This window comes from Acetomicrobium thermoterrenum DSM 13490, from assembly GCF_900107215.1.
Taxonomy (GTDB): domain Bacteria; phylum Synergistota; class Synergistia; order Synergistales; family Acetomicrobiaceae; genus Acetomicrobium; species Acetomicrobium thermoterrenum.
This window is the reverse complement of the sequence record NZ_FNPD01000003.1, coordinates 89,349-115,904: the sequence shown is the minus strand read 5'-3', so window position 1 is coordinate 115,904 and position 26,556 is coordinate 89,349. Positions and strand designations below refer to the sequence as shown.

At 42.2% G+C, this 26,556-nt stretch carries 25 protein-coding genes; 22 read left to right on the top strand and 3 right to left on the bottom strand.

The features are described from left to right. Window positions 1–6 precede the first annotated feature (6 nt). The 3 genes from BLU12_RS03370 to BLU12_RS03360 are packed head-to-tail and all read left to right on the top strand — an operon-like array spanning window position 7 to window position 2,838. A complete protein-coding gene (locus tag BLU12_RS03370; RefSeq protein ID WP_234945417.1) occupies window positions 7–891 on the top strand; it encodes an ABC transporter permease in 885 nt (294 codons plus the stop codon). 7 nt (window positions 892–898) lie between these two features. Then, window positions 899–1,876, top strand: a complete 978-nt coding sequence (locus BLU12_RS03365; protein ID WP_091460604.1) for an ABC transporter ATP-binding protein — start codon at window positions 899–901, stop codon at window positions 1,874–1,876. Between the two features lie 2 nt (window positions 1,877–1,878). Then, window positions 1,879–2,838, top strand: coding sequence for an ABC transporter ATP-binding protein (locus BLU12_RS03360; RefSeq protein WP_091460602.1), 960 nt, complete (start codon window positions 1,879–1,881; stop codon window positions 2,836–2,838). A gap of 68 nt (window positions 2,839–2,906) precedes the next feature. Here the strand turns inward: BLU12_RS03360 and BLU12_RS03355 are convergent, their stop codons facing one another. After that, complete coding sequence (locus BLU12_RS03355; RefSeq protein ID WP_091460600.1) at window positions 2,907–4,517, bottom strand: PucR family transcriptional regulator; 1,611 nt, start codon at window positions 4,515–4,517, stop codon at window positions 2,907–2,909. Window positions 4,518–4,739: 222 nt separating this feature from the next. Here BLU12_RS03355 and BLU12_RS03350 point away from each other — a divergent pair, with 222 nt between their 5' ends. The 8 genes from BLU12_RS03350 to BLU12_RS03315 all read left to right on the top strand — a co-directional run bounded on the left by BLU12_RS03350 (window position 4,740) and on the right by BLU12_RS03315 (window position 13,618). Further along, window positions 4,740–5,807 carry a M29 family metallopeptidase gene (locus BLU12_RS03350; RefSeq protein WP_091460598.1) on the top strand — a complete coding sequence of 356 codons (1,068 nt, stop codon included), beginning with the start codon at window positions 4,740–4,742 and terminating at the stop codon, window positions 5,805–5,807. Window positions 5,808–5,823: 16 nt separating this feature from the next. Beyond that, complete coding sequence (gene pepV / locus BLU12_RS03345) at window positions 5,824–7,224, top strand: dipeptidase PepV (protein ID WP_091460596.1); 1,401 nt, start codon at window positions 5,824–5,826, stop codon at window positions 7,222–7,224. An 80-nt stretch (window positions 7,225–7,304) separates the two neighbouring features. Continuing rightward, window positions 7,305–8,915 carry an ABC transporter substrate-binding protein gene (locus BLU12_RS03340; RefSeq protein WP_159428498.1) on the top strand — a complete coding sequence of 537 codons (1,611 nt, stop codon included), beginning with the start codon at window positions 7,305–7,307 and terminating at the stop codon, window positions 8,913–8,915. A gap of 41 nt (window positions 8,916–8,956) precedes the next feature. After that, complete coding sequence (locus BLU12_RS03335; RefSeq protein WP_091460592.1) at window positions 8,957–9,976, top strand: ABC transporter permease; 1,020 nt, start codon at window positions 8,957–8,959, stop codon at window positions 9,974–9,976. An 8-nt stretch (window positions 9,977–9,984) separates the two neighbouring features. Next, window positions 9,985–10,872 carry an ABC transporter permease gene (locus BLU12_RS03330; protein ID WP_091460590.1) on the top strand — a complete coding sequence of 296 codons (888 nt, stop codon included), beginning with the start codon at window positions 9,985–9,987 and terminating at the stop codon, window positions 10,870–10,872. After that, complete coding sequence (locus BLU12_RS03325; protein ID WP_091460589.1) at window positions 10,869–11,849, top strand: ABC transporter ATP-binding protein; 981 nt, start codon at window positions 10,869–10,871, stop codon at window positions 11,847–11,849. The genes BLU12_RS03330 and BLU12_RS03325 overlap by 4 nt, the downstream gene beginning before the upstream one ends. Window positions 11,850–11,864: 15 nt before the next feature. Then, on the top strand, window positions 11,865–12,821 hold the full coding sequence (locus BLU12_RS03320; protein ID WP_091460587.1) for an ABC transporter ATP-binding protein: 957 nt from the start codon (window positions 11,865–11,867) through the stop codon (window positions 12,819–12,821). 26 nt (window positions 12,822–12,847) lie between these two features. Continuing rightward, a complete protein-coding gene (locus BLU12_RS03315; RefSeq protein WP_091460586.1) occupies window positions 12,848–13,618 on the top strand; it encodes an aspartate/glutamate racemase family protein in 771 nt (256 codons plus the stop codon). A 35-nt stretch (window positions 13,619–13,653) separates the two neighbouring features. Here BLU12_RS03315 and BLU12_RS03310 read toward each other — a convergent pair whose 3' ends face one another. After that, on the bottom strand, window positions 13,654–14,472 hold the full coding sequence (locus BLU12_RS03310; RefSeq protein WP_091460584.1) for a nitrilase-related carbon-nitrogen hydrolase: 819 nt from the start codon (window positions 14,470–14,472) through the stop codon (window positions 13,654–13,656). Between the two features lie 23 nt (window positions 14,473–14,495). After that, entirely contained in the window at window positions 14,496–15,728 is a 1,233-nt protein-coding gene (locus BLU12_RS03305; protein ID WP_091460582.1) for a cytosine permease, read from the bottom strand. Between the two features lie 224 nt (window positions 15,729–15,952). Here BLU12_RS03305 and BLU12_RS03300 point away from each other — a divergent pair, with 224 nt between their 5' ends. From BLU12_RS03300 to BLU12_RS03250, 11 genes are all read left to right on the top strand, one after another. Further along, on the top strand, window positions 15,953–17,107 hold the full coding sequence (locus BLU12_RS03300; protein ID WP_091460581.1) for a PucR family transcriptional regulator: 1,155 nt from the start codon (window positions 15,953–15,955) through the stop codon (window positions 17,105–17,107). Between the two features lie 291 nt (window positions 17,108–17,398). Next, window positions 17,399–19,048 carry an OPT/YSL family transporter gene (locus tag BLU12_RS03295; protein ID WP_091460579.1) on the top strand — a complete coding sequence of 550 codons (1,650 nt, stop codon included), beginning with the start codon at window positions 17,399–17,401 and terminating at the stop codon, window positions 19,046–19,048. Further along, complete coding sequence (locus BLU12_RS03290) at window positions 19,039–19,704, top strand: aspartate/glutamate racemase family protein (protein ID WP_091460578.1); 666 nt, start codon at window positions 19,039–19,041, stop codon at window positions 19,702–19,704. The genes BLU12_RS03295 and BLU12_RS03290 overlap by 10 nt, the downstream gene beginning before the upstream one ends. 1 nt (window position 19,705) lies before the next feature. Further along, on the top strand, window positions 19,706–20,791 hold the full coding sequence (locus BLU12_RS03285) for an S-methyl thiohydantoin desulfurase domain-containing protein (RefSeq protein WP_234945416.1): 1,086 nt from the start codon (window positions 19,706–19,708) through the stop codon (window positions 20,789–20,791). 17 nt (window positions 20,792–20,808) lie between these two features. Beyond that, window positions 20,809–21,747, top strand: coding sequence for a DUF1177 domain-containing protein (locus BLU12_RS03280; RefSeq protein ID WP_091460576.1), 939 nt, complete (start codon window positions 20,809–20,811; stop codon window positions 21,745–21,747). Beyond that, a complete protein-coding gene (locus BLU12_RS03275; RefSeq protein ID WP_091460575.1) occupies window positions 21,748–22,578 on the top strand; it encodes a hypothetical protein in 831 nt (276 codons plus the stop codon). After that, entirely contained in the window at window positions 22,571–23,242 is a 672-nt protein-coding gene (locus BLU12_RS03270; protein WP_091460573.1) for an AroM family protein, read from the top strand. Before BLU12_RS03275 ends, BLU12_RS03270 begins: the two co-directional genes overlap by 8 nt. Window positions 23,243–23,252: 10 nt before the next feature. Next, complete coding sequence (locus tag BLU12_RS03265) at window positions 23,253–24,212, top strand: aminopeptidase (RefSeq protein WP_234945415.1); 960 nt, start codon at window positions 23,253–23,255, stop codon at window positions 24,210–24,212. A gap of 26 nt (window positions 24,213–24,238) precedes the next feature. Beyond that, window positions 24,239–24,676, top strand: a complete 438-nt coding sequence (locus BLU12_RS03260) for an MOSC domain-containing protein (RefSeq protein WP_091460571.1) — start codon at window positions 24,239–24,241, stop codon at window positions 24,674–24,676. A gap of 100 nt (window positions 24,677–24,776) precedes the next feature. After that, window positions 24,777–25,700, top strand: coding sequence for an acetamidase/formamidase family protein (locus tag BLU12_RS03255; RefSeq protein ID WP_091460569.1), 924 nt, complete (start codon window positions 24,777–24,779; stop codon window positions 25,698–25,700). 105 nt (window positions 25,701–25,805) lie between these two features. Then, entirely contained in the window at window positions 25,806–26,549 is a 744-nt protein-coding gene (locus tag BLU12_RS03250; protein ID WP_234945414.1) for a DUF364 domain-containing protein, read from the top strand. The last annotated feature ends 7 nt before the right edge of the window (window positions 26,550–26,556 follow it).

Here is a 26,556-nt window from a genome sequence, read left to right as displayed (position 1 = left end):
TGCAGTTTGCATAACGAAGGCTCGAACGTGATATCACGCCGACAACTTTTGGTCGAAGACTGGAAACATACCCTTTACCTGTGGAGGCAAAACAAACTGGCGATGGTGGGGACCGTTCTGGTTGCCTTTTTCATATTGATTGCTATTTTTGCCCCCTTAATAGCTCCCTACGATCCTATAGAAGTCGATCTTTCCCGAACCCTGCTCCCACCAAGCAGTGAGCATATATTTGGGACGGATCAATTTGGCAGGGATATCTTTAGTAGAGTTGTATACGGGGCGCGTATTGAAGTTGGTATTATTTTGCTTGTAACAGTGATTAGCGGAACGATAGGGCTTGCAGTAGGTATAACGGCAGGATATTTTGGCGGTGTAATCGACGATGTTTTAATGAGAATTACCGATGTATTTTTGTCCTTCCCCAACTTGATCTTGGCCATGGCTTTATCGGCCATGCTGGGTCGTGGAGTATTTAATGCCATCATCGCAATATCCTTGGTAGGGTGGACCATTATAGCAAGGTTAGCGCGTGCCGAATCAATGAAGATAAAATCGTTGCCTTACATTGAAGCGATAAGAGCTCTGGGCGCCAGCAACATCAGGATATTGCTCCTTCATATATTGCCCATGTGCATGTCGCCAGTGTTGGTTCAGCTGTCCTTGAGGATGGGGTCCATAATATTGACGGCAGCAGGTTTGGGCTTCCTCGGCCTTGGTGCCCAGCCTCCTACACCTGAATGGGGTGCTATCGTAAGCGATGGCCGAAGTTATCTCGTGGAACAGTGGTGGATATCGACATTTCCCGGTTTATTCATAGCATTGGTAGTCTTGGGATTTAATCTTCTAGGCGATGGTATACGTGACATGATGGACCCGAGGATTAGGAGGTAATTGGTTTATGAAAAGGCTACTTGATGTCTCAGATTTGCGGGTCATGTTTCATACCTACAGGGGGACTATCAAAGCGCTTAACGGAGTAAGGCTATGGCTTAACGAAGAGGAACGCTTAGGCATAGTAGGAGAAACGGGTTGTGGTAAGTCCGTGTCCGCTCTTTCTGTCATGAGACTGATAGAGGCTCCGGGTGAAATAATAGATGGGCAAATTTTGTTCGAGGGCAATGACATCCTAAAACTTTCCGAAGAGGAAATGGACAGACATATTCGAGGCAAAAGAATGTCCATGATATTTCAAGAACCCATTTCTGCCCTAAACCCCGTTTTCAAAGTAGGATTTCAGATTGCAGAGGCAATAGCCCATAGAAATGATATCGATATAGGCGATGCCTACAAGCTTGTGCCTGAGAGTCTGGAAATGGTGGGTCTTGATTGGAAAAGATCGATAGATTTATACCCCCACGAATTGAGCGGTGGCATGGCCCAAAGGGCAATGATTGCCATGGCACTGGCGATAAAACCAAAACTACTGATAGCCGATGAACCAACTTCTGCGCTAGACGTAACCATTCAGGCGCAGATACTACAATTATTGGACGAATTGGTGAAGATTGGGAAAAACGCAGTTATCCTGATAACCCACGATCTTGGGGTTGCTTCAGAATTTTGCGACAGGATAACCGTGATGTACGCCGGGAATGTCATCGAGATATCTAACTCGGAGGAAATATTCGATGAACCTTTGCACCCTTATACAAAGGGTCTGATAAGTTCTATTCCAATAATAGGAGCTTCTAGGGAGTTGACCGGCATCCCTGGTTCTGTGCCTGATTTGGTATCCCCTCCCTCCGGTTGCAGGTTTCATCCCAGGTGTGATTTTTGTTTTGACAGATGTCGCATGGAACTTCCAGCTTTAAGTGAAATATTGCCAGGGCATTTCGTCGCATGTCATCTTTATTCTGACGGCGTGAAGGAGGGCTAGACATGGAGGCAATCGTTACAATTGAAAATCTGCGAAAATACTTTGATATTAAAAAATCTATATTCTCCAAGCCTCGCAAAGTAAAAGCGATAAACGATATTTCTTTGAATATTCCAAGAGGTTCCATCTTTTCCGTTGTCGGAGAGTCAGGTTCTGGCAAGAGTACGCTGGGCAGGCTAATTCTAAAACTTATCGAGCCTACATCAGGAAAAATCTGTTTTGAGGGTGAAGATATCACCGATCTTGGTTCTAAAGATCTGATCAAATATAGGCGAGAAATGCAAATAGTTCAACAAGACCCATACAACTCTCTACACCCCAGAAAGCTGATCAAAGATATCGTCGGAGAAGGGTTGAAAATACATTACAAGCTTCCGTCAGACGAGATATACGTCAGAATTAAGGAAATTCTGGAGCGCGTCGGTTTGCGGGAGGAGCATATGTTCAGATACCCCCATGAATTTTCCGGTGGTCAACGGCAAAGGATAGCGATGGCAAGAGCTCTTGTGTTGCGTCCCAAGTTCTTAGTCTTAGACGAGCCCACATCCGCACTCGACGTATCCGTTCAGGCGAGGACCTTGGCTTTGTTAAAGGAACTGAAAGAAAGCCTAGAATTGACATATCTTTTCATAACCCACAACCTCGCAGTGGTAGATTACATTGCCACTCACGTCACGGTCATGTATTTGGGCAAAATCATGGAATTGGGAAGCAAGGACGAAATATTTTCAAACCCGAAACACCCCTACACAATGAGCCTTCTTGAGGCAATACCCAGCGCAGGCAGGGGGAAGAGGATCCGAAAAATACCGCGGGGAGAGATACCAAGTCCCCTGGATCCCCCTAAGGGTTGTCTCTTTCACACCAGATGCGTCCAAGCGATGGATATATGTTCAAAAGAAGAACCCGATGAGATAGAAATTTCCAAGGGGCATCTTTGCAGGTGCCATCTTTATTCTTAATATTTGTTACATCTTAAGGCACATCTAGACTCGAGGGCATGCATCATAACTCATTTTGGAAGGGCATACTAAACTCTGCGACTTCGTGGCCAATTGTGCAATGATTTACTGTGCTCTAACCTATATAGCATAAAGGCCAAGGTAACCTCAAAGCGTAGTTTTCCCTCTTGCAGACCATCGATTTCCAAAATTTCTTCCAGTTTTTTAATTCTATATTTTAGTGTGTTGTAATGAATGTGGAGAAACTCGGCCGTTGGTCTCATTTGCCAGTCGTTTATAATAAGTGCTTCAAGCGTTTGCAGCAAAAACGATGAACTTTCATCCTGTCTATCGATCAACTTGCCCAAAATAAGTCTCCAGAAGTTTTGGCTCATTTCGGTTCCTTTGAGAGTACATAAAACCTTCTCTACGCCAAGGTCGCACCATGAATACACACCTGGTTTCTGTTCAGTTCGTCTTAAGATATCAAAAGTTTCCAGGCATTCGGCAAAAGCATGAGGAGCTTCCAATAAATCCTTTTTTACAGAACTTAAGGTTATGACAAGGTCAATTTTTTTGGATTGTGATATTATTTGATGTAGTTCCTTTATTTTGTTGCGTAAAAAGGTGAAACTTTTTTCCTCTTTTACGGGGATTAGGGCTACGTAATGCGGGTCAATCTGGGTCAATATTGCGCCTGGGAAATAGGCAGCGAATTTTTGGGACAACGAAAATTCATTTTCACTCCTGGAGTTGTTTGTTAAATTATCATCGAAATTTTCTTTGTGTATGTTATCGATGTAAATTACAACTACGATTAGTTTCCATGTGGGATCCCACCCATATATCTTGGCCTGCAGAAACACCTCGGCCGGTTTTTTAAACTTAGAGTACAGGAGATCTTTTAAAAATACATCCCTATGGCGCCTTTCGACTTCATGAGCAAATTCCATTTTTTGATAATTCAAGAGCAATGCCCTTTGAGCTTCACGAATTGCAATATCAGCAAAACTAGTTAAATAACTCGGCTCTTTTTCGTAAATCAAATATCCTATAACCCTATTCTCAATAGTAATTTGAGTGTTTGGATATTTATTTACTATCTCAGTTATGTATGAGTTTTCAATTGCACCTTTTAGGCCGCTATTTCTGGAATAATAACGTATCCCAAGAATATTGTCGACAAATGCTATGCCCATGTTTAAAAATTCTTCCAATATATTAAGTATATCTTCGACTCCCTTGCTTAATAAAATCGAATCGAGAAATTTGTTCCTTAGGGTTTCCGTTGTTTCTAGCAATTTATATTGAGTGTTGATGATAGCTGAAAGTACCGGATTTATAATATCTACATGATTCATATACGTAGGTATCTTTAAGATGGGAAAATTGTATTTGTTGGCCTTTGATATTGCTTCATCCGGTATCTTGCTTAAGAAACGACCGATCTTAACACCTAAAGCGGCTGCATTTTTTTGGGCAAGACTATCGACCAGATCAATAAAGGAGAACTCGTCATCTGCAAAAAGGTATCCAGAAGTGAGCAAAAATTCTCCGCCTCTAATCCATTGACCTGCGTTTGGTACATCTATTACCACTACGGTCTTAACCGCTCTACTGGAAAGGCCGCGCTCGCCTGCCAAGACTTCCACATCCTTTAAATCGCCGATTTGTAACATTTCTTCTACGGTTAAAGGCATCAATATCCCCCCAATGGATGTTTTCCGCAATAAGATTTTATTGTATCTTACAATATATTAGCACAAAATTTGTAATATTTGACAAATAATATGCCATGATAATCCCAAATTGTTCGAAAATTACAAACAGTCATTCTGGTATTTATTTCGTTAGATGATGTAAATAATCATGTGCTTGAATATAATCAAGGTAATATATAAAAAAAGGAAGGCGATTTGATCATGGAATTTAAAAGCGGGATAGAACCAACGGAAAAATATTGTTCTATGGAAACCATGAACGGAGCCCTGAAATTGGTGCGGGACGTCATGCTTGCAAAAGAAGGAGAAACTGTCGTTATAACTTGCGACAGCTCAGGTGATAGAAGAGTTGCCGAAGCGATTGGTGATGCTGCTTATGCCATCGGCGCTAAACCCATTGTATTATACTACCCTACCCCTGTTAAGACCTTTGCGAGCGAAATGCCAGCCCATATGGCAGCCGCGACAGCAAATGCAGATGTTTGGATAGAAATTGCATACGCCACCGTTATGCATTCACAAACCTGGAGAGATGCTATGGAAAAAGGTTGCAGATATATCAATCTTACGGGTATGGACGTGATGATGCTGGTAAATTGTATCGAAAGAATAGATTACGATATGGTGGTCGAGCTGGGGCGTCACTTCCAGGAGATACTTGGAAAAGCAAATAAGGTTGAAGTCAAAAATCCTAGCGGAACCAATCTGGTGGCATATAACCAAGGACGCAAGATACGCCTCTCCGGAGAAAAAGCTACGAAAAAGGGATATCCTATCATGCTAGCTGGCCAGGTAAGTTGGTGTCCCATAGAAGAGACAATAAACGGCACAGTGGTATTTGACGCAGCAGTGTTTCCTCCTGCACAACTTGGAATTATAAAGGAACCGATAGCATTAGAGATAGAAAAAGGTGTGATACAGTCAATATCCGGTGGAAGAGAGGCAAAGATCTTTGAGACGTGGCTTAAATCTTTTAATGATCCGAATATGTTCAGGCTCGCCCACTACTCTCTTGGCTTTAATCCGGGCGTAAATGCTCCTACCGGCAGGATCGTCGAAGACGAGAGGATTTTTGGATGTATAGAATTTGGTTTTGGCAGTCAAGGCAAACAAATTATGGGCAAATGTTGGTCTGCAGCATCTCACACGGATGGCGTTACCCTAAATCCTACCATTTTGCTTGATGGCAGTGTCTTTGAAGAAAACGGAATTTACAAAGATCCGAAGGCCGTCGAAATTTGTAAGAAAATGAATATCCCAGGCTATTAAACGAAAGGAGAGTTCTATGACTTCCCTTGATGCTAAAATTACAAACTTGTTTCCTTCCATAATATTAAATTTGCAGGAGTCCGTAAGAATTCCAAGCCTTCAGAGTGACCCTGCCCCTGATGCTCCTTTTGGAATCGAGGTTAAAAGGGCATTAGATCAAGCATTAAAGACGGCTTCTTCGTTAGGGTTTGCCACACAAAATCTGGATGGCTACGTTGGTTGGGCAGAATACGGAGAAGGAAAAGATATGGTTGCTGTCCTCGGACATTTAGACGTCGTCCCTCCCGGAGACGGATGGACATATCCTCCTTTTGCTGGAGAAATTCATGGAAATAAAATGTTTGGACGAGGCACGATGGATGACAAAGGGCCGACGATAGGTGCGTTATGGGCTTTGCATGCCATAAAGGAACTTTCTATACCTGTAAAGCGCAGGATTCGTATCTTATTTGGAACGAACGAAGAAAGCGGCATGAAGGACATGAAGTATTATCTGGAGCACGGTGGAGAAATACCGCTGATGGGTTTTACACCCGACGGAGAATTCCCGATAATTGCATATGAAAAAGGACAGCTGCATATACGTATTGATGTACCATTTATCCAGCCTAAGGCCTCAAAGTCTATACTTTTAGATATAAATGGCGGGACTGTTCCCAATGTCGTGCCTTCTGAAGCAAAAGCCACTATCAGGTTTTTGGATTCAGCTAAGAAACAAACAACATTAAACACCTTCAAGGAAACCGCACAAAGTAATGACATAAAAATCTCCCTTCTTGAGGAAGACAATGAGGTTACATTAAAAGTATTTGGGGTTGCTGCTCACGGTAGCACTCCTGAATTAGGTGTAAATGCCATAGCAAATCTCATGTATGTTTTAGGATCTTCCATTGACGAGGATTGGGGCAAAATTATATGTCAATTAGGGAAATGCTTTTATGGCGACGCAAATGGTATGAATCTTGGAATTTTTGTCCAAGATGAATTGTCCGGTAAATTGACATGCAACCTGGGGCAACTAACATTTCAAGATGGGTATTTATCACTAGTGCTGGATATACGTTTTCCTGTTACCTTCCAATCCGAAGATATAGTTTCTCCCCTTAAAGCTTTTGTAGAAAAGAACGGATTTTCCTTATCGATCCTCCGCGAAAAGGCTCCACTTAACATGCCAGAAGACAGCATATTAATTAGAAAGCTTCAGAAGGTGTATGAAGAAAAGACCGGACAAGAAGCAAAATTGCTATCGATGGGCGGGGGTACTTACGCAAAAGCTCTCCCAAACATGGTTGCCTTTGGCCCGAAGTTTCCAGGAAGTCCAGATGTAGCACACAAAGCAGATGAGTTCATAGACTTAGACGAATACTTAAAGGTCATCCAAATAATCGGGGCTGCCATGGTAGAGTTGGCAAAATAATTTTTATTTTTAGTTAAATTGCGCGTGCTTGGTTACTGCTTAATATTATTAATTAAGTGAATTTGAGGAGGAGCAAAATGATGAAGAAGGTCATTTTTAGGACTATGCTTATTGGTTTGTTTGTTGGAATGATTTTTACGGGTTACGCTTGGGCTACCGTTGATGACCGTATAGTGAGGTTTACTGCTTCTAATACACCCAATATAGATCCAGCCCAAGGACATGATCGAGCCTCCCAGATCGCCTTAGTAAACTTATATGATTCTTTGATATTTCAAGATTATTTAGGTAACCTAAAAAACGGTGTTGCTGAATCTTGGACGGTATCTGATGATGGTCTAAAATATACGTTTAAAATTCGAGATGGCATACTTTTCCATAATGGAGACAAGCTCACTGCAGATGACGTGGTATTTAGCATGAAGCGGCTTCTGACGATCAAAAGAGGCTTTTCCTACTTGTTTGAAGGATTGGTGAAGGATATTTCAAACCCTTCAAATGATACTGTTGTAATAACTTTAAGCGAGCCCTTTGGTCCATTTCTTTCTACACTTACCCGATTTTATATTGTCAACAAAAAACAAGTTCTAGAACATTTACAAGACGGAAATTACGGCGAATTTAAAGATTACGGTACAAATTGGCTCATAAATAACGATGCCGGGAGTGGCCCCTATAAGGTTGTAGAAATGGCACACAATCAACATTTAAGAGCGGTTAAATTTCCCGAATATTGGAAGGGCTTCAGCTCAGGCAATCCGGAAGGGTTCGAATTGCTTGCCGTTTCTGAGCCTGTAAGTGTGAGAACTATGATGATGCGCAGACAGCTTGAGTTTACTGACGAATATCAGCCTGTGGAAACCTATAAAAGTCTCGAAAAAGTAAAAGGGATTGATATATTTGCAATATCCAATGGCAAAATGTTGTACTTATCGTTGAACAATGCTAAGGCTCCTACTGATGATGTTCATTTCAGGAAAGCTTTGTCTTATGCCATAGATTACGAGGCGCTGCTTCAGATTTTTCCGTGGAGAAAACAACCTAAAGCTCCAATTGCACTTTCACTTATAGGCGCAGTTTCTGATTTGCCTTATTATGACTATGATTTGGAGAAGGCAAAAGAAGAACTATCTCTTTCCAAGTATGCCGACAATCCTGATCAATTTCCCGTTGAAATAGCATGGGTAGCTGACGTGCCCGATAGGGAAAAACTAGCTTTAGCTTTCCAAACTTACTTCGATAAACTGGGAGTTAATGTTGAGGTTGTCAAAGTTCCGTGGGCTAAGTTTGTTGACCAGGCATCACGTTTGGAGGATACCCCTCATGGTACCACTATCAGTGAATCTTCTCATTATAGCGAGGCAGGTTCGCTTTTGCGGGCAATATATCATTCAGAATCAATTGGAACCTACACTAACACAAGTTGGGTAAAGTACCCTGATATCGATGAGGCAATTGATAAGGCACTTAAGGAAACCGATTTAAATGAGCGTCTAAAACTTTATCGCAAAGCGCAAGAATTAATAGTACAATACCAACCTCACATTCCTATTTTTGAAGAGCCGGAAGTTCACGCCTATCAATCTGGTTATTTAACGTGGGAACCTGCGGAACTTCAGAAACAAGAAAAAACAATTGCTCCTGGTTTAGATTTGCTGTATATGCTGGGTGTCCAATTTAGAGAAGAATAAACTGGCAGCTAATTTATAGCTATTGTCAGGGAGGAAAATTGATGGAGATTTTTCGCTTTATTTGTAAGCGCACCTTATGGTCGTTAGTAGCTCTAGTAGGGCTATCGATCATCATATTCACTTTATCCAGAGTTGTACCAGGTGATCCAGCACGTATGGCATTAGGGCCACGGGCTACAGAAGAGGCAGTTGAGGCTCTAAGAATTGAATTGAAGTTGGACCAACCGATAATATATCAGTACTTTCATTGGATCGCCAGTGTTTTAAAGGGAGATTTTGGACTGTCGTTAATGACAATGAGATCGGTAACGGATGATATTAAGATTTATTTACCTGCCACATTAGAACTTGTAATTGTTGCAGCTATAATTCAATGTGTTTTCGGAATACTTCTCGGAGTTCTTGCTACTGCAAGTCAAGGCAGTTATATGGATTACTTTCTTAGGATAGTAGCTTATATAGGCGTTGTAACACCTTCATTTGTTTTCGCAGTTTTGTTCATGCTCCTTTTTGGTTACAAATGGCCAATTCTCCCAGTTTTAGGGCGTACAAGCGTTGGATTAGGTGTTCAACCGATTACGGGGATGATCGTGGTGGATAGTATCTTACGTTGTAATTTTCCTGTCGCAGTAGATGCTTTTGTTCACCTTCTCCTCCCAGCGACCGCCCTTGCAATGAATGGCATGGCTCAACTGGCGAGGATTACCCGGTCTTCTATGATAGACAATGGCGAGAGAGATTATATTGTCATGGAAACAGCTCAGGGATTAAGTAAAAGGGAGATATTTTTTAAATACTTACTTAGACCTTCTGTGATCCCTGCCGTTTCCGTGTTAGCGCTACAGATCGGCGCATTGTTTGCTAATGCTTTTTTAGTTGAATCAATATTTAACTGGCCAGGCCTCTCGCGTTATGGAGTGGAAGCTATGTTATTCAAAGACTTAAACGCGGTGAGTGCGGTTATTTGCATCGTCGGATTTGTTTTTATAATTGCCAATATATTTGTTGACATACTAGTAGCCATCATAGATCCCAGAGTCAGGCTTAAGGCTGGGGAGTGAGCGTATTTATGAACGACAGAAGGCGTGACAATTTTGTAAGCTTTAGCGATAAGTCTAAAAGAGCTTGGTATAGGTTATCAAAGAATAAGTTATCTGTTGTAGGTTTTGCGGGCGTTGTTGTGATAGTTTTGGTTGCCATATTTGCCCCTTTTATTGCACCTTATCCAACTCATGCCGGTAAAGTAGTCGATTTTTTGAATGCAAATCAACCTCCCAGTCTAGCACATTTATGTGGCACCGATCCCATGGGAAGAGATGTATTTAGCCGTATAATATTTGCCCTTAGGTCGACCTTATTAATGGGAGTCGTTGTACTAAGTATTTCAGTCCCCTTTGGGACAACTATGGGTTTAATAGGGGGTTATTTCCAAGGTTCATTAATCGATTCTTTAATTACTCGGCTTACAGACATCTTTCTTGCCGTTCCACCTTTAATCCTGGCGTTATCGGTTGCAGCACTTCTCAAACCAAATCTAATGAATGCCATGCTGGCTATAACCATTACGTGGTGGACATGGTATGCCCGGTTAGCTTATGGTATGGCAGTTACCTTAAATAGGGAGTATTATGTTCGCTCAGCGCAACTACTGGGGGCCAGTTGGGTGCATATCATTTTCAGAGAAATGCTTCCCAATTGTTTGTCTCCTATACTGACGAAGATGACCCTGGATATGGGCATAGTAATCATGACGGCAGCTGCGCTAAGCTTTGTTGGTTTGGGTGAACAGCCACCAACACCAGCTCTTGGAACTATGATATCTGATGGAGCCAAGTATATGCCTACACAGTGGTGGCTAACTGTATTTCCTGCGCTCGCTATTATGATCATCGTACTTTCGTTTAATTTGTTGGGAGATGGGTTTAGAGATCTCTTCTCGACGGAGGAAAAACAATGAGTAGCGAAGTGTTATTGGAAGTCAAAAACCTTAACGTGTATTACAGGGTTTACGAAGGTTTGATGCATGTTTTGGACGATGTTTCTTTTTCTCTTGTCGAGGGCGAAAGGCTTGGTTTAGTGGGAGAGACAGGCTGTGGCAAGACAACCACCTTTAGGGCATTACTTAGAGTTCTTGATAGTAATGCTAGCTCTAAGGGTGACATTTTGTATAAAGGGTGCAATGTTAACAAGATGAGTCAAACAGAATTGCTAAATACGAGAAGGACAGAGATGTCTATGATATTTCAGGATCCGACCAGTTCTTTAAATCCGGTTTTTACAGTTGGTGAACAAATATCTTCTGTCATAAGGGCAAACTTGCAGGCTAAAAGGATAAATTACAGCGAAAATGATGTTAAGGACATAGCGCTCAAGGCCTTATCTGACGTCCTTTTGCCGGATCCTGAAAGAATTTTTGATGCATATCCTTTTCAGTTAAGTGGCGGGATGAGACAGCGGATATGCATAGCTATGTCAGTGGCAACCGATAGAAAGCTTTTGTTGGCTGATGAACCCGGTACGTCATTGGATGTCACTATACAAGCACAGATTTTGGGTCTCCTTAATAATTTAGTTAAAACTACTGGCATGTCGGTCATTTTGGCTACTCACTCCTTAGGGGTCGTCAGGGAAACTACTGACCGCGTCTGCATCATGTATGGTGGTGAGATTGTAGAAATAGGTCCTACCCGCTCTCTTTTCGCAAATCCATCTCACCCTTATACAAGGGCGTTATTGGCATGCGTTCCTAAATTGACAGGAGAAGGCATAGCTGAAGGTATACCGGGAGAGATGGTAAGTTATCTGAATCCGCCTAAGGGATGTAGATTTCAACCACGATGTTCTTTTTGCAATGAAGATTGCAACAGGACAAAGCCAAAATTAACTCTGTATGAGGACGATCACTACGTTGCATGCCATAAGGCTGATCTCTAAAGGGAGGATAGTACGTTGGACATTCCTATTTTAAAGTTGAGCATGTTGAAGAAATATTTTCCATATAAAAAAGGTAGCTTTGTAAAGGCAGTTGACGGGGTAAGCTTAGAAATATTTCGAGGAGAAACGTTGGGCTTAGTTGGAGAGTCTGGTTCAGGCAAAAGCACCGTTGCCTATACCGTTGTGGGGATGTATGAGCCTACAAATGGTCAAATACTATACAATAACCAAGATATATCATCGCTTTATAAATTTAGATCCAATGAAATTAAAGGTAAGATACGTATCGTCTTTCAAGATCCTAATTCCTCATTGAATCCCAGAAGGACAATAAGACAAATATTGTCTACTCCGTTGAAATTGCATAAAAATAATAGATACAAAGGATTTCCTGCATCTCCTGAAGCCCTTTTAGAAGAAGTAGGGTTGTCTTCAATCTATGCATATCGATTTTCGAGGTCGTTGAGCGGCGGAGAGCGTCAACTGGTTGCTATAGCTCATGCAATTGCAACAAACCCCGATTTAGTGCTTTTGGATGAGCCTACCTCTGCTCTGGATGTATCAATACAGGCAAAAGTTATAAATCGCTTGATGGACCTACAAAACAGATATAAATTGTCATATCTTTTTATAACCCATGATCTCAGCTTAATGAGAAACGTGGCTCATAGAGTTGCGATAATGTATCTGGGCAAAATTTGCGAGATTGCTCGAACCAAGGAATTTTTCGAGAAGCCGCTGCACCCATATACACAAATGTTACTCTCCTCAATTCCGGTCGTTACCGATGAGGAAGAACAGCTTAAGCCTAAAAAAATAACTTCAAGAGGCGAAATTCCCAGTCCTGTAAATATTCCTCCCGGTTGCAGCTTTCACCTTAGGTGTCCGTTTGCAACGGATCAATGCAAAAAGCTAGATCCAGATATGAAGGAATTAGAAGCCCATCATTATGTTCGTTGTCACTTATATTAATAAATTACTAAAGGAGGAGATTAAATATGGCGGATGCAAAGAAATTAATGTACATTAGCCCTATAGGTTATAGTTTTTTAGATGACCAGATAAAATATTATATCCTTAAATATGTGGAAAATTGTACAATATGTGCAACCTCTCTTACAAAGGCTCCTTATCACCTAGAATATCTTTATTATTCAGCGTTAATTGCTCCTGAGCTGTTGAATAAAATAAGACAGGCAGAGATCGACGGATTTGATGCTGCAATTATTGGGTGTTTTTATGACCCATTCCTATATGAAGCCAGAGAGATGAGCAATAAACTTGTGGTTACAGCACCATGTGAAGCATCACTATCGATAGCCGTTAAGTTAGGAGCTACCTTTTCTATAATAGTAGGGCGTCGAAAGATGATTCCCTATATGAGAGAAAACGTAAGGAAATACGGGTTTGAAAGTAAGCTTGCATCATTTCGCTCGGTTGAGCTAGGTGTCCTTGATTTTCAAGATAAAAAGGATCTTGCAGAAGAAAGGATTCTGAGAGAAGCAGAACGTGCAGTGAAAGAAGATGGCGCAGAAGTTGTTGTTTTAGGATGCACCAAAGAGTTTGGGTTCTTTCAAAAGGTTCAGGACAATCTTGGGGTACCAGTGATAGATTCCATGATAGCTGCATGTAAGGAAGCCGAATATTTGGTAAGTTGCAAAAATATGTTGAACTGGACGACGAGTAAAGTGGGAGCTTACGAAACGCCTAAAGACAGCGAAATACGTCAATGGAAGCTTGACAAATATTTCCATATACCCATGCAATGATGTTGTATAGGGCTATATATAAAGATTGATTTCAATTACATTTCAACAAGTTTTGTGTATAGCCATGGCTTCCTGTCCCTGAGATACGGTATTTGGATTCTTTGGTCAACTACCTCGTCTAAATCGATGCTAAAAACCGTGACATCTTCCTTGTCGATAGGCAACTCGCATATTACTTCACTCCTAGGGTTACATATTTTGCTGCCCCCAAATAAGTGTAAATCCTCCTCTACTCCTACTCTATTGACACCAACTGTGAATAAGAGGTTTTCAAGGGATCTTTGTCGAAGGTTCAAATCCCACATATCTTTGTCCTGCTTTCTCCATGCGGCCGGCACGAAGACCATTTCAGCTCCTTTGAGGCATAAACTCCTACAAGCTTCTGGAAAACCGGCATCGTAACAAATCATTATGCCGATTTTGCCGTATTTCGTTTCAAAAACGGGATATCTTGATCCTTCTTTAAAATACAATCGCTCCAATGCCCAAAGGTGTGTCTTCGCAAAGCTTCCCATCATCGCTCCTTCGTCGTCAAATAGTAAGGCAGAATTATATACTACTCCTGAAATGGCCCCTTTCTCGCCAAAGGGAGCAATTATGTAAACTTTATTACATTTAGCGATATCAGAAATTTCTTGGCAAATTTGTTCGTAATATTGAATGCTTAGCTTCACAATGCTGTCTTTAAGAACGTCCAAATTATATCCAGTAGCAAAAAGCTCTGGCAAACATATTATGTTTGCGCCCGCCTTTACAGCATCATGGATCAACCTTTTGGCATGATCGATATTGTACGACACATCTCCCAGCTTTGAATCCATTTGAACGATCCCGATATTTACTATCCTTGACATATTACAGCCCTCCAATTAATCATTTATTTATCAGCAAGACGAAACAAACGGGCAAAAACAAGATATAAAATGCTTGCGCTTATGATGCCGTTTATCGGTGGTAAGCCGTATTGATATTTTGTTGAAAGGAAAGATATTAAAAATCCTAGAAACCAAGCAAAGAACGCTGGAACATTAATACCTTCACGGACCCTAAATTGTCTTCCTTGAATAATGTAGTACTCCACCCACATTACACCGGCAATCGAGGGTATCATCATGCTTAAAAATCCAAGAAAGCTTTGAAATTTAAAAACAATGCCTAAAGCTGCGATACCAGTTCCTATTAAACCAGCAACAAATGTTAATGTAATTCTGCTATATTTAGGAAAAAGGTTTTTAAGTGCCAAGCCTCCTGAATATGCGTTAGACAAATTTGTGGACCACGCAGCTAATAGCAAAATTGCAAAAGCTATCCAGTTGAACCCTAGCTGTGCTAGAACTTCTGTAATATCCCAAGTGGGAGCCTGCATTGCAATTACTCCAGCTGCAATTTGTTGAAAGATAGATATAATTGCGAAGCCTATGAATCCAACCATAAAAATATCCATAGATTTTTTTGCGTAACGAAGGTAATCTGGTGATATTACTGCTCCAACGATAATCAGACCTACAACCATATTGATACCATCCTTTAGACTAATATGCTGAGCAGGCATATATGAACCAATTGATTCAATGTTATTAATGCCTATAGTTTTAATTAATCCCCATATTAATAAAATTATTAACGGTGGTATTGCAATATAATTAAAGATAGCCATTGTTTTAAAACCATATGCTGCTACAATTACCATCAAAAATCCGATTACAATAGTAGTGACTGTAAAATTAAGGCCAGGAAAAATCTTTTGAATTGATAACCCCGCAACCCCAGCTTGAACCCCGAACCATCCAAAGCTGGTAATCCCCAAAATTAAGGAAATAACAAATTTTCCACCTACATCACCAAAAGCTCCCTTTGCAAGGATATAAGTATTTAACCCTTCCTTATATCCAATATATCCTTGGATAGATAATATTGCTACTAACAAAAGATTGCCTATTATGGAAGCGAGTGCCATATCCTTAAGGGTCATACCAGCTATTAGGGCTCCGCCAACCATTAGTTCCGAAATTGCAATATTGCATCCTAGTATATTAAAGAGAGGGGCTTTCCACCCGGTGCGTTCCTCCTGTGGAACAGGGTTTAATATTAATTCTTCTCGTTCTTGCATTATTCAATCACCTCCTGATATTCTATTTTTTACATTAGCTGATAGAATTATGTGATAATTGTGATAATATGGAATAAAAAGAGAATATGTTCAATTATAACAATTAAAGTTAATCATACCGTCTCTGTAAAAGCAGTCAATGTACCTAAATTATAAATATCATATAATGTTATTGTGCAATATGCACATAGATATTACATCGAATTTTGTGAGGTGGATAGCATATGATTTCAGTTCGCGAGATGTTGAAATTGCCAGCTCTTTCGGGTTCGTATCTTTTAGCTGGCCAGAATGGGCTTGATAGAAAAATTAAATACTTAGATATTTTAGAGGTACCAGACGCTGAGAATTGGCTTGCTCCTGACGAATTCCTCCTCACTACCGCATTCGCATTCAAAGATAGTAAAGATGGATTGAAAAAAATAATAACAGCAGGAGCGGATAAAAAAGTAGCTGGATTTGGCATTAAATTAGGACGATATATAAATGTCCTTCCTGAACAAGTTATCCAAATTGCAAACAGTTATTCTATGCCAATAATTAGCCTGCCCACTCATATTCCATATGTAGAAATTATAAAAGAAGTCATGAGCAAAATTATTAAATCCGAGGAAAATACCGAAAAAAGCATTGAAAAAGCTGACCTACTTATTCAGCTGATTAATGATGAAACTGAAACAGCCTTTGATGAATTAGAATCATTCGGATGGGAAAGAGGTACTCCCATTCGAATAGGCCTTTTATCGTCATCACCTTGTTTTAGTGATGAAGAAATTTCTTTATTTAGATATATTTTACTCAAATCAGACTTGGATTTTATCCTAGCCTCTCAACAAGAGGATATACTTATGCTTTTACGCGACACACAAATAGGTAATTTATATAATGCAATTCATTCATTTGAAAGTAGATTAGAATGTAAAAAAATATTGCTTAGTTTGAGTGAACCCAGACCGTTTTCTAAATGCATAAGGCATTGCCTATATGAGGCAAAAATTGCTATAAAAATTGCAAAAATTCTTGGATATAGCAGTTATATAATTCCATTTTCTGATGTTAAATTGTTATCTCTGATTCTTGAACATCCTCAAATTAAAGATCTCGTTTTAGTTGCCTCGAATATGCTTTCTCCCCTTATAGAGCATGACAACCTTAAGGGATCAGAGCTTTTTGAAACGCTAAAAGTTTATCTGGAATCTGGAAGAAATCAACAAACAGCATCATCGCTTCTTAATATTCATAGAAACACGTTAAAATATCGCATCAAGCAGATTGAAGATCTTCTTGGAAATCAATATCTTGCAGACCAAAACACACCTCTTTTGTGGCTCGCCATCTTTTTGTGTTCCACTTTACATAATAAAACCGACTTTGATTAATAAAGTTTGTGCATTTTGCATAAAATAACACCCCATTTTCATGCTTGAAGGTACATTGTTCTGGCATTATCAATTCTTGTAGAATTTAGTTATCTTATGGTTATGTACTTTTATATTATAGTATTATCATATCATTGCTATTTAGTAGTATATAGTGTTAATGAGATTTTAGTTATTTTTTGTTTTTATATTATTATTATTAATGTTATTTAGTGCTATTTATAAATTTATGTACTATGAATGAATCATTTAAATAATTGATAACATTGATTACTGTTGGAGGTGTTAGAAATGTACCAAAGATCTAGTCTACATGCAAAAGCAATAGAAAAAGAAACGTTTTTGATAAGTCTAATTGTTACGTTTTTTTCAGCCATTATATGTATGCAAATAATCTCGCGAATCGGCATAACTCCCAACACTTCAATAATCGGCGCCTTGATAGCTATGTCTATAGCAAGAATTCCTCTTAATGCTTTACGTAAGTTTAGAAATCTTGATCGACAAAACCTTATTCAAACCATGACCTCTGGCGGAGGATTTGCAGCTGCTAATTGTGGTCTTCTGGCCGCGGGTATTTTGTATGCCTTTGGTGATTTAAAGTTGCTTATTCCCATGGTTTTAGGGAGCGCTATTGCAACTATTTTGGGAATGTATTTTGTTTATAAGGTTTATGATTCTGAAATGTATCCTGCGAGTGGCTCATGGCCACCTGGTGTTGCTACTGCAGCTGCATTAGTTGCTGGAGATGAAGGTGGTGCCAAGGCAAAAACTTTATTTCAAGGGATATTATTGGGTGCTGTGGGTACTGCATTAAGAATCAAACCAGTACTTCCAAGCGGACTTCCAATGGCGGGAGTAGGCATTGCATTTATAGCTAATCCATATGCAATGATTGCATTAGGTATAGGCTTAATCGTTAGAGGGTATTTCCCTATTTTTTCATCATTTATGTCATCATTGGGAATAAGCGGTTTGCCAGTTGATTTGGGCAAAACTTACATACCCCATGGTGTTATGATTGGTGCCGGATTAGTTTCTCTGATTCAAGCAATGGTTATCATATTTAGAAAGGGTGCTTCGAGTGATAAAAATCTAAATAATACCGAAAACAATGAATATATACCTACGGTGTCTCCTTCACAAACTAAGAAGGCCATTTTTGTGTCTTTTGTCCTTTTTATCGCGGGAGCGTTAGCCTTGGCGTTTATCTCCGGTGTATATACAGAAATGGCGGCCTCAAAATTGGCTCTGTGGGTTTTTTGGTCTGGTATATCTGCGCTCATTGCGCCAATACTTGTAGGTTTGTGTGCCATGCACTCCGGATGGTTTCCAGGTTTTGCTATCACAATCATATTTTTAACCATAGGTTTATTTATGAACTTTCCTCCTTTAGCTCTAGCTTTGCTTTCCGGATATGTGGCAAGTACGGGTCCTTGCTTTGCCGACATGGGTTATGACTTAAAGACGGGTTGGATCATAAGGGGGATGGGTAAAAATATTCCTTATGAGCTGGATGGAAGGCGACAACAGTTTATATCCGAAGCAATAGGTGGCATAGTCGCTATGATTGCTGTGGCTGTGTTTATGAATATGCATTTTAAACTTGATTTGATTCCCCCTGTGAGCCGTGCCTTCGCCGTCACCATTAAAGCCGGTTCAAGCCCGCAAATTTTGAGAGAACTTATCATATGGGCAATACCTGGAGCAATAATTCAGTTTGTTGGCAAGGCAAAACGGGCATTGGGCATACTTTTTGCCACCGGGTTGCTTATAAACAATCCAATTTATGGAATAGGTCTTTTGATTGCTGTAGCTATAAGACGTATTTATGAAAAGACACACAAGGAAAAGATGGAGCTTTACGGCGCTGGATTCATTGCGGGTGACGGTATATACGGATTCTTCTTTTCTATAGGGAGGAGTTTTGGATGGTGGTAAAAAAGACAAAAGTAGCTCTAATAAGGGTACTTACCACAAACGATAAGGATTTGCTCGAACTTCACGGGAAAAAGGTGATGTCATGGTTTCCGGAACTTGAGGTGGTATCGCGCTGTATTCCGGATCAGCCTGAAGGCATACACGACGACGCAACAGAGCAGATGGCCGTTCCAAAGGTCGTAAATTTGGCAAAGGAATTTGAAAGTGAAGGGTTCGATGGAATATTAATAAGCTGTGCAGGAGACCCTGCAGTAAACGAACTTAAAGATGTGCTTTCGATACCCGTAGTGGGTGCAGGGAGGACGACAGCCTGCATCGCCCTTTCCTTTAATCTCCCCATTGGTGTCTTAGGTATTACAGGTGAAGTGCCCGTGGGCATGAAGGCGGTATTGTGTGATCGCATGATAGCTTGGACAAAACCCAGCGGTGTAACTTCGACGCTTGATTTGATGACCACCACGGGCAAGTTGAGCACGCTAAATGCGGTCGAGGAACTAAAGCAGAAAGGTGTCAAAGTGCTCGCTTTAGCCTGCACTGGTATGACAACCATAGGCGTAGCGCCTTTGATCGCTAAAGAAACGGGTCTAATTGTAGTAGATCCGCTCAAGGCGGCTGCAGCTGCCCTTTGGACGGTTTTAAAAGAAGGAGGTAATTGATTTGAGCAATAGCGATATCTTGATAACCGAAGATATGGTAGACGCCATAGCCCTTGGCGGTTGTCTGCTTGGCGGAGGCGGTGGCGGTTCTATGGCAGAGGGAATTAAGCTTGCAAAGGCAGCACTGAAACATGGCCAAGTTTTATTGAAGGATATTAATACCATTGACCCCGAATCAGTTGTATTGACCTCCTCTGCCGTCGGAGCCCCGTCGTCGAGCGAAGCCTTTGTGACAGACCAAGATCACCAGCGTACGGTCGAACTGTGTCAAGCGGTAGGCGTTTCTGGGATAAACGCATTCATCACCAACGAGTGCGGAGGGGGATCCATCTTCAACGGGTGGGTTCCGGCTGCCATATTGGGCCTGCCGCTGCTGGATGCCCCATGCAACGGGCGGGCCCATCCTACGGGTTTGATGGGTTCTATGGGGTTGCACCGAATTAAAGATTACGTTTCAGTCCAGAGTGCCGTTGGAGGGAATCCCAAAACTGGAAAGCACTTGGAAGCAGTTTTCAAGGGTACACTAGATTCTGCTTCTTCTTTGGTAAGACAATGCGCGGTCTATGCGGGTGGCCTCGTAGCTGTGGCAAGAAATCCAGTGAAGGCATCCTTCGTAAAAGACCATGGTGCTCCGGGTGCAATAAAGCTGGCTTTAAAGTTGGGTGAGGCCATGATGAAGCTAAAATCAAGCGGCCCAGAGGCTATAGCTTCTGCTTCGATGGATATTTTAGGAGGTAACGTAATCACAGCTTCCCGTGTAAGGGATAAGAAACTCGTCTCCGAAGGTGGATTTGATCACGGAAAGATAGTATTGGAAGATGGACATGAAATAACGTTTTGGAACGAATACATGACATTAGAGTGTAACGGCAAACGTATCAGCACCTTTCCGGATCTCATCATGACGCTTGATGGAGAAAGTGGCGTTCCCGCAACAAGTGCTGAGGTTCGCAAAGATCAAATGGTAATAGTCGTATCAGCTTCGGCCAAAAACCTAATTTTGGGTGAAGGCATGCGGTGTAAAGAGCTTTTTGAACCGATAGAAAAGGTCATTGGAAAAGAAATAATAAGCTACTTGACATTATAAGGGGAGGCGTAAATCTCATGTCGCTAAAATGGACCATTGAAGCAATAGATCTTTTAAGCAGTCCTAAAGTAAATGGACAAGACGTCAAAGAAGTGTTGGTTAAGACAGGGCTTAAAGATGTTGAGGTAAAGTCAGTAACTGGTCCAAATGGGAAGACTGATTTTGTAAAGGTTTGGATACCCGGAAAAGAGGGCAAAAGATCCGGAGGTACTGCTCCAACGCTTGGCATAGTCGGCAGGCTTGGCGGCATAGGCGCAAGACCGGAAAGGCTTGGCTTGGTCTCCGACGCCGATGGAGGCATAGCTGCCGTAGCTACTGCCATGCTTTTAGGTGATATGTATAGCAAGGGAGATATCTTAAAGGGAGATGTTTTCATCTCTACTCACATATGTCCAGATGCCCCCACCCAGCCACACGATCCCGTTCCCTTCATGGGCTCCCCTATCGATATGGCGATGGCTAACAAAGAAGAAATTACCAGCGAGTTGGACGCTGTGCTTTCGATTGACACGACTCGTGGAAACAGAGTCATAAACCATCGCGGTTTTGCCATATCGCCGACTGTAAAAGAGGGATGGATACTGCGAGTGAGCGAGGATTTGTTGTCTATAATGAGCTATATTACCGGGAAAATGGCGGTGGTATTTCCCATAACCATGCAGGATATCACGCCCTATGGCAACGACGTTTATCATCTAAACAGCATACTGCAGCCCTGTACCGCAACCTCTGCACCAGTAGTAGGAGTGGCCTTGACGTCCGAGGTGCCGGTCCCGGGGTGTGCAACGGGCGCTACGCAGGCCATGGATATTGACGAGGCGGTTAGGTTTAGCGTTGAGGTCGCTAAGTACTACGGTGAAGGAAAGGTATCTTTTTACGATGCGGCGGAATTCGACAGATTAATCTCGCTTTATGGACATATGAGACATTTACAGACCTTAGGAAAGATAAAATAAATGAAAATTCAAGTTACACTTACCGTAGAAGAGGGGAAAAGGGTCATAGCAAGAGGCATTTCCTCGTTACCGGAAGTCAACCGTGTAATGAAGCAAGGGATCTTACTCTTAAAAGGGGGAACAACAGTATCTGCAGTTTCGGAGGACTTGGTTGGAATTAAGCTAAGGATATCTGGAAGGATAACCGAGAGAGGTGCCGTATCGGCCGAAGGTAATGTTGAAGGCCCGCATTCCATTGTGATTAGAAACGGCAAACCTGAAACGGCGGATGGGCACCTTGAGGAGATAGTATCTCAAATGGGACCAAGCGATTTGGCAATTTGCGGAGCAAATATCATAGATGGGGACGGAAATGCAGCTATGATGGCAGGTCGTTTTTTCGGGGGTGAGCCAGGCAGAATTCTTCCTCTTTTGCATGTCGAGGGAGTGCCTATCATCGTAGCGGCAGGGCTTGAAAAATATTGCCCCTTTTCTTTGAGAGAAGCGATGTCCAGGTGTGGACGAAACGTACCGGATATGTCTATGGGCATGTCAGTTGGATTAGTTCCAATTGTAGGCAAGGTCTTTAGCGAGGTCGATGGCATCTATGCACTGGGTGCCACGCGTGTAACGGTGATAGGACGAGGTGGAATTTACGAAGGCGCAGGTAGCACCACTTTTTTGATAGAGGGAGACAAATCGTGGGCTAGCGACTTCATGGAATATATTTGTTCCATCAAAGGTACATCGCCCAGTGGAATCGAGGATTCCTTAAAAGAATGCCTGCGTTGTGGCCCAGGGGCCCCGGATCACTTGAATTGTATTTATAAAGGGAGAATGAACAATGTATAGAATTGGTGCCGTAACAATAGGACAGTCGCCAAGAAGCGACGTTATGGTGGACATAAAACCGATTTTGGGGCCTGACATTGAAATTGTGGAGGCCGGGGCGCTAGACGGACTTGGTAAAGAAGAAATTGCCAAGTTAGCTCCAATAGAAGGAGATTATGTATTGGTAACCAGGCTTCGTGACGGCACATCCGTCAAAGTTGCAGAAAAGCACATCACTCCCCTGCTTTGCGACAAGATCGGCAAGCTTTTTGAAAGCGGCATTCACGTGGTTTTGCTTCTATGCACTGGAGAATTTCCTGATTTTGGCGCAAATGGTTTTCTTTTGAGACCCCAAAAAATGCTTTTTGAGGTAACCAAGGCAGTTGGAGAAGGTTTGAAGTTAGGCGTATTTACCCCTTCAAAGGACCAAATAGAGCAATCGCGCAAAAGATGGTCTGCCGTGACAAAGGACCTTCGGATAGTGGCTGCCTCACCTTACGTAGAGTCTGATGCCTCAATAGCAAGGGGCGCTATGGAGTTATCCGAATGGGGAGCGCAAATAATAGTAATGGATTGTATAGGCTACACTTCCAAGATGAAAAAGCATGCAAGAGAAATTACCTCATGTCCCGTTATCTTGGCCAGGACCGTCGCAAGCCGCATAGCCAGGGAATTGCTTGAGTGAGGAAAAGATCATGATGAGCGAACTTAAAAGTTTGATGGAAATTGCAAAGAAGCTTTTAATAGTAAATATGGGCATAGTAGAGGGCGAAAGGCTCCTTGTCCTGTGTGATAATGCTACGCAGGGCATCGGCGATGCTATCTTTAAGGCTGGCATGGAGGTAAAAGCAAGGTCTTTCTTACTTTGCATGCAAAAACTTGAAAGAAGCGGCATGGAACCCGACGAGCTGGTGGCAAAGGCTATGGCGATGTCGGATGTGGTTATGGCACCTACCAGTGCTTCTCTTACCCACACGCAGGCACGGAAAAATGCCTGCAGTTGTGGGACACGAATTGCCACCATGCCAGGGATCACTGAAGATATGTTTTTTAATGGCCCGATAAATGCCGACTATGAAAAAGTAGAAAAATTGACCAAAAATGTTACTGTTTTGCTGGATAAGGCAAGATCGGCCAGGATTGTTACCGGAAAGCATACGCTTTTAATCTCGCTCGAAGGAAGGCGTGGCGTGCCAAGCACCGGAATTTACCGCAATAAGGGAGAATCGGGAAATTTGCCCTCAGGCGAAGCATACATAGCACCCCTTGAGGGCACTGCGACGGGGAGCGTTCTTATAGACGGCTCTTGCGTTGGGATTGGGCTTCTTGATTCTCCGCTCATCCTGGAATTTGACCAAGGGTTACTTTTGGATGTGAAAGGTGATCGCGCCGATCGCCTGCTTGAGGTTTTGGGTGATAATCCTAATGCGCGTAATTTGGCGGAACTTGGCATCGGGACCAACGATAAGGCTCGTCTTACCGGGGTTATCCTAGAAGACGAAAAGATATATGGATCTGTCCATATAGCGATGGGAAGCAATGACACCTTTGGCGGAAAAGTTGCTGCAGGCGTTCATGTAGATGCTGTAATGCGGAGCCCTGAACTTTATTTGGATGATATACTTGTCGTAAAGGATGGCAAGATATGGGTTTAAGCTATTGAATTAGGAGGTTTTTAGCAATGGCGCGCGTTTTAGCAGTTTGTGTCAGCTCAAACAGACAGGAACCCAAAAAGCCTGTAGTGCAGGCACGATTTATCGAAGGAAGAGGCATAGAGGGGGATTCCCATTTTGGCATATCGTCACGACAGGTCAGCTTATTGAGATATGAGGATATAAAGCTCGCCGAAAAAGAGGCGGGCTTTTCCTTTCCGCCGGGGTCCTTGGCAGAAAACCTGGTGATAGAGGGATTGCCCGATGAAATTCCAATAGGAAGCCGCCTTAAAATCGGCCGCGACGTGGTCTTGCTGGTAATAGAAAAGGGCAAAAGGCCGGATGAACCTCACACATACGATTACCGCGGATGGTGTCTGCTGCCAAAGGTGGGCTATTTCCTCGAGGTAGTCGGCGGTGGCATTGTTAAGCCAGGAGATGAGGTTGTGCTCGAGGCTCACGGCTAACAGCGATTTGTTAATATAATTTGCTTGCTTGACCAAAACATAATTGTAGCTTAAATTTTAATTTACATGCTGTATTGATAAAATAAAAGGAGTGAGCGATATGAACTGCTGTCAAAAACCGGATGTCGTGGTAAGCAGTGAGTCTACTTTTTTCTCCTTCGATCCCCAATTATCTCCCGCCGCCACCGTCGATCAAGACGTCTTGGTTCAAATTGAGGCAAAGGATTGTTTTTCTAATCAGATCATCGAGGAAGATCAGTTGGTTTCGGAAATAGATTTTTCAAGAATAAACCCGGCCACAGGACCGATTTACGTAAAGGGTGCTAAAAAAGGCGATGCTTTATCAGTAACCATCCATAAGATAGATCTTAAACAAAAGGGAACTATTGTTACGATACCTAAAGAGGGCGTCCTTGGCGACATGGCAGAAGAAGCCAGAACCGTCATCTGTGATATACATTCCGATCAGCTGAAGTTCAAGCATTTAAATCTGGCTTTAAAAAAGATGATAGGTGTAATAGGCGTTGCCACACCAGAAAATACACCTACGGGCACTCCGGGAAGACACGGCGGGAATATGGATGCCACTGTGATAACGGAAGGTGCTACCGTTTATTTTCCGGTCAGTTGCGACGGCGCTTTGTTCGGCTTGGGGGACCTTCATGCAGTGATGGGAGATGGCGAGGTCTGTGTTGCTGCTTGCGAGATCGCCGGCAATGTGACAGTAAGCTTTAAAGCGTTAGATAAATTGGCACCGATGTGGCCCTGTGTTGAGACGAAAGATTGGTTATACATAGTAGTCTCGGATGAAGACATAAACAAGGCTTTTTATGAGGCAACGAGATTGGCGGTAAGAGCTTTTGAAGGTGCATTGGATCTGGATTGGCATGATGCTTACATGCTTGCCAGCATGGCGATGGATCTCGAGATATGTCAATTGGTCGACCCCCGCAAGACTGTGAGGGCTAAACTTCCAAAGGATTTGATTTCGATCGATTTGCTTTTGAAAGCTATACGAGTATAGATTTATAGATTCTTTTTAATATTAAAATATAAAGTAAATATATGCTGTGAATTGAATTTATGATATTTTGTAATAAAATACATATTGTTAAGGAAGTGTGCCTTTATGATAGTCCATAATCTTATCGCTTCCATAGAAGCGAAACTTGCCAAACTCACTGTTGAAAAAGTAGCAATCGGTTTGCGGTACACCTGTGTGGTGTTGTCCGATGGCAGCTGTGGCCTGGCTGCTACTTTGGATGAGAGACAGTGCTGCAACAAGTTTAATTGGTCGGGTCCTCTGGCGGGGAGGCCTGCTTTAGAGCTGGCGCGAGGTTTGGCGACGGCAGATCCCATAGCGTCCTCCATAGGTCTTGCGACGGTAAACGCCGTGTTTTCTGAAGATGCGCCCCTTCAGGAGATCGAACCAATAGAATTATTGAAAATAGACAAAGATGATGTCGTTGGGATGATTGGAAACATTACCCCATTGGCCCGCCATATTGCAGAACGGGCAAAAAAGCTGCTTATATTTGAACGAAACCCTTCGCACCAATCCGAAAATGTGCTTCCCGATTGGGCAGCGGAGTGGGAACTGCCACGCTGTGATGCTGTCTTTATAACTGGCACTGCCTTTATCAACAAGACCATAGATCATCTGCTCGACCTTTGTACAGGTCGTGTTGCGATCATCGGGCCTTCTACCCCACTATGGCCTGAGTTGTTAGGCGATATTAGCCTCAAGCGCATTGTAGGACTGTTTGGCGTTAGGGTATGCGATCCAGAACTTGTATGCCAAGTTGTAAGCGAAGGCGGCGGTACTCAGGCCTTGCTAAAGCATGGTGCCTTAAAGGCTGCGTTTGCATCCTAAGGCCGTT

What these genes read in the sequence shown, in the direction of transcription:
- BLU12_RS03365 (WP_091460604.1), top strand. Translation starts at nt 899, where the DNA reads ATGAAAAGGCTACTTGATGTCTCAGATTTGCGGGTCATGTTTCATACC.
- BLU12_RS03360 (WP_091460602.1), top strand. Translation starts at nt 1,879, where the DNA reads ATGGAGGCAATCGTTACAATTGAAAATCTGCGAAAATACTTTGATATT.
- BLU12_RS03355 (WP_091460600.1), bottom strand. Translation starts at nt 4,517, where the DNA reads ATGCCTTTAACCGTAGAAGAAATGTTACAAATCGGCGATTTAAAGGAT.
- BLU12_RS03350 (WP_091460598.1), top strand. Translation starts at nt 4,740, where the DNA reads ATGGAATTTAAAAGCGGGATAGAACCAACGGAAAAATATTGTTCTATG.
- pepV (WP_091460596.1), top strand. Translation starts at nt 5,824, where the DNA reads ATGACTTCCCTTGATGCTAAAATTACAAACTTGTTTCCTTCCATAATA.
- BLU12_RS03340 (WP_159428498.1), top strand. Translation starts at nt 7,305, where the DNA reads ATGAAGAAGGTCATTTTTAGGACTATGCTTATTGGTTTGTTTGTTGGA.
- BLU12_RS03335 (WP_091460592.1), top strand. Translation starts at nt 8,957, where the DNA reads ATGGAGATTTTTCGCTTTATTTGTAAGCGCACCTTATGGTCGTTAGTA.
- BLU12_RS03330 (WP_091460590.1), top strand. Translation starts at nt 9,985, where the DNA reads ATGAACGACAGAAGGCGTGACAATTTTGTAAGCTTTAGCGATAAGTCT.
- BLU12_RS03325 (WP_091460589.1), top strand. Translation starts at nt 10,869, where the DNA reads ATGAGTAGCGAAGTGTTATTGGAAGTCAAAAACCTTAACGTGTATTAC.
- BLU12_RS03315 (WP_091460586.1), top strand. Translation starts at nt 12,848, where the DNA reads ATGGCGGATGCAAAGAAATTAATGTACATTAGCCCTATAGGTTATAGT.
- BLU12_RS03310 (WP_091460584.1), bottom strand. Translation starts at nt 14,472, where the DNA reads ATGTCAAGGATAGTAAATATCGGGATCGTTCAAATGGATTCAAAGCTG.
- BLU12_RS03305 (WP_091460582.1), bottom strand. Translation starts at nt 15,728, where the DNA reads ATGCAAGAACGAGAAGAATTAATATTAAACCCTGTTCCACAGGAGGAA.
- BLU12_RS03300 (WP_091460581.1), top strand. Translation starts at nt 15,953, where the DNA reads ATGATTTCAGTTCGCGAGATGTTGAAATTGCCAGCTCTTTCGGGTTCG.
- BLU12_RS03295 (WP_091460579.1), top strand. Translation starts at nt 17,399, where the DNA reads ATGTACCAAAGATCTAGTCTACATGCAAAAGCAATAGAAAAAGAAACG.
- BLU12_RS03290 (WP_091460578.1), top strand. Translation starts at nt 19,039, where the DNA reads ATGGTGGTAAAAAAGACAAAAGTAGCTCTAATAAGGGTACTTACCACA.
- BLU12_RS03280 (WP_091460576.1), top strand. Translation starts at nt 20,809, where the DNA reads ATGTCGCTAAAATGGACCATTGAAGCAATAGATCTTTTAAGCAGTCCT.
- BLU12_RS03275 (WP_091460575.1), top strand. Translation starts at nt 21,748, where the DNA reads ATGAAAATTCAAGTTACACTTACCGTAGAAGAGGGGAAAAGGGTCATA.
- BLU12_RS03270 (WP_091460573.1), top strand. Translation starts at nt 22,571, where the DNA reads ATGTATAGAATTGGTGCCGTAACAATAGGACAGTCGCCAAGAAGCGAC.
- BLU12_RS03265 (WP_234945415.1), top strand. Translation starts at nt 23,253, where the DNA reads ATGATGAGCGAACTTAAAAGTTTGATGGAAATTGCAAAGAAGCTTTTA.
- BLU12_RS03260 (WP_091460571.1), top strand. Translation starts at nt 24,239, where the DNA reads ATGGCGCGCGTTTTAGCAGTTTGTGTCAGCTCAAACAGACAGGAACCC.
- BLU12_RS03255 (WP_091460569.1), top strand. Translation starts at nt 24,777, where the DNA reads ATGAACTGCTGTCAAAAACCGGATGTCGTGGTAAGCAGTGAGTCTACT.
- BLU12_RS03250 (WP_234945414.1), top strand. Translation starts at nt 25,806, where the DNA reads ATGATAGTCCATAATCTTATCGCTTCCATAGAAGCGAAACTTGCCAAA.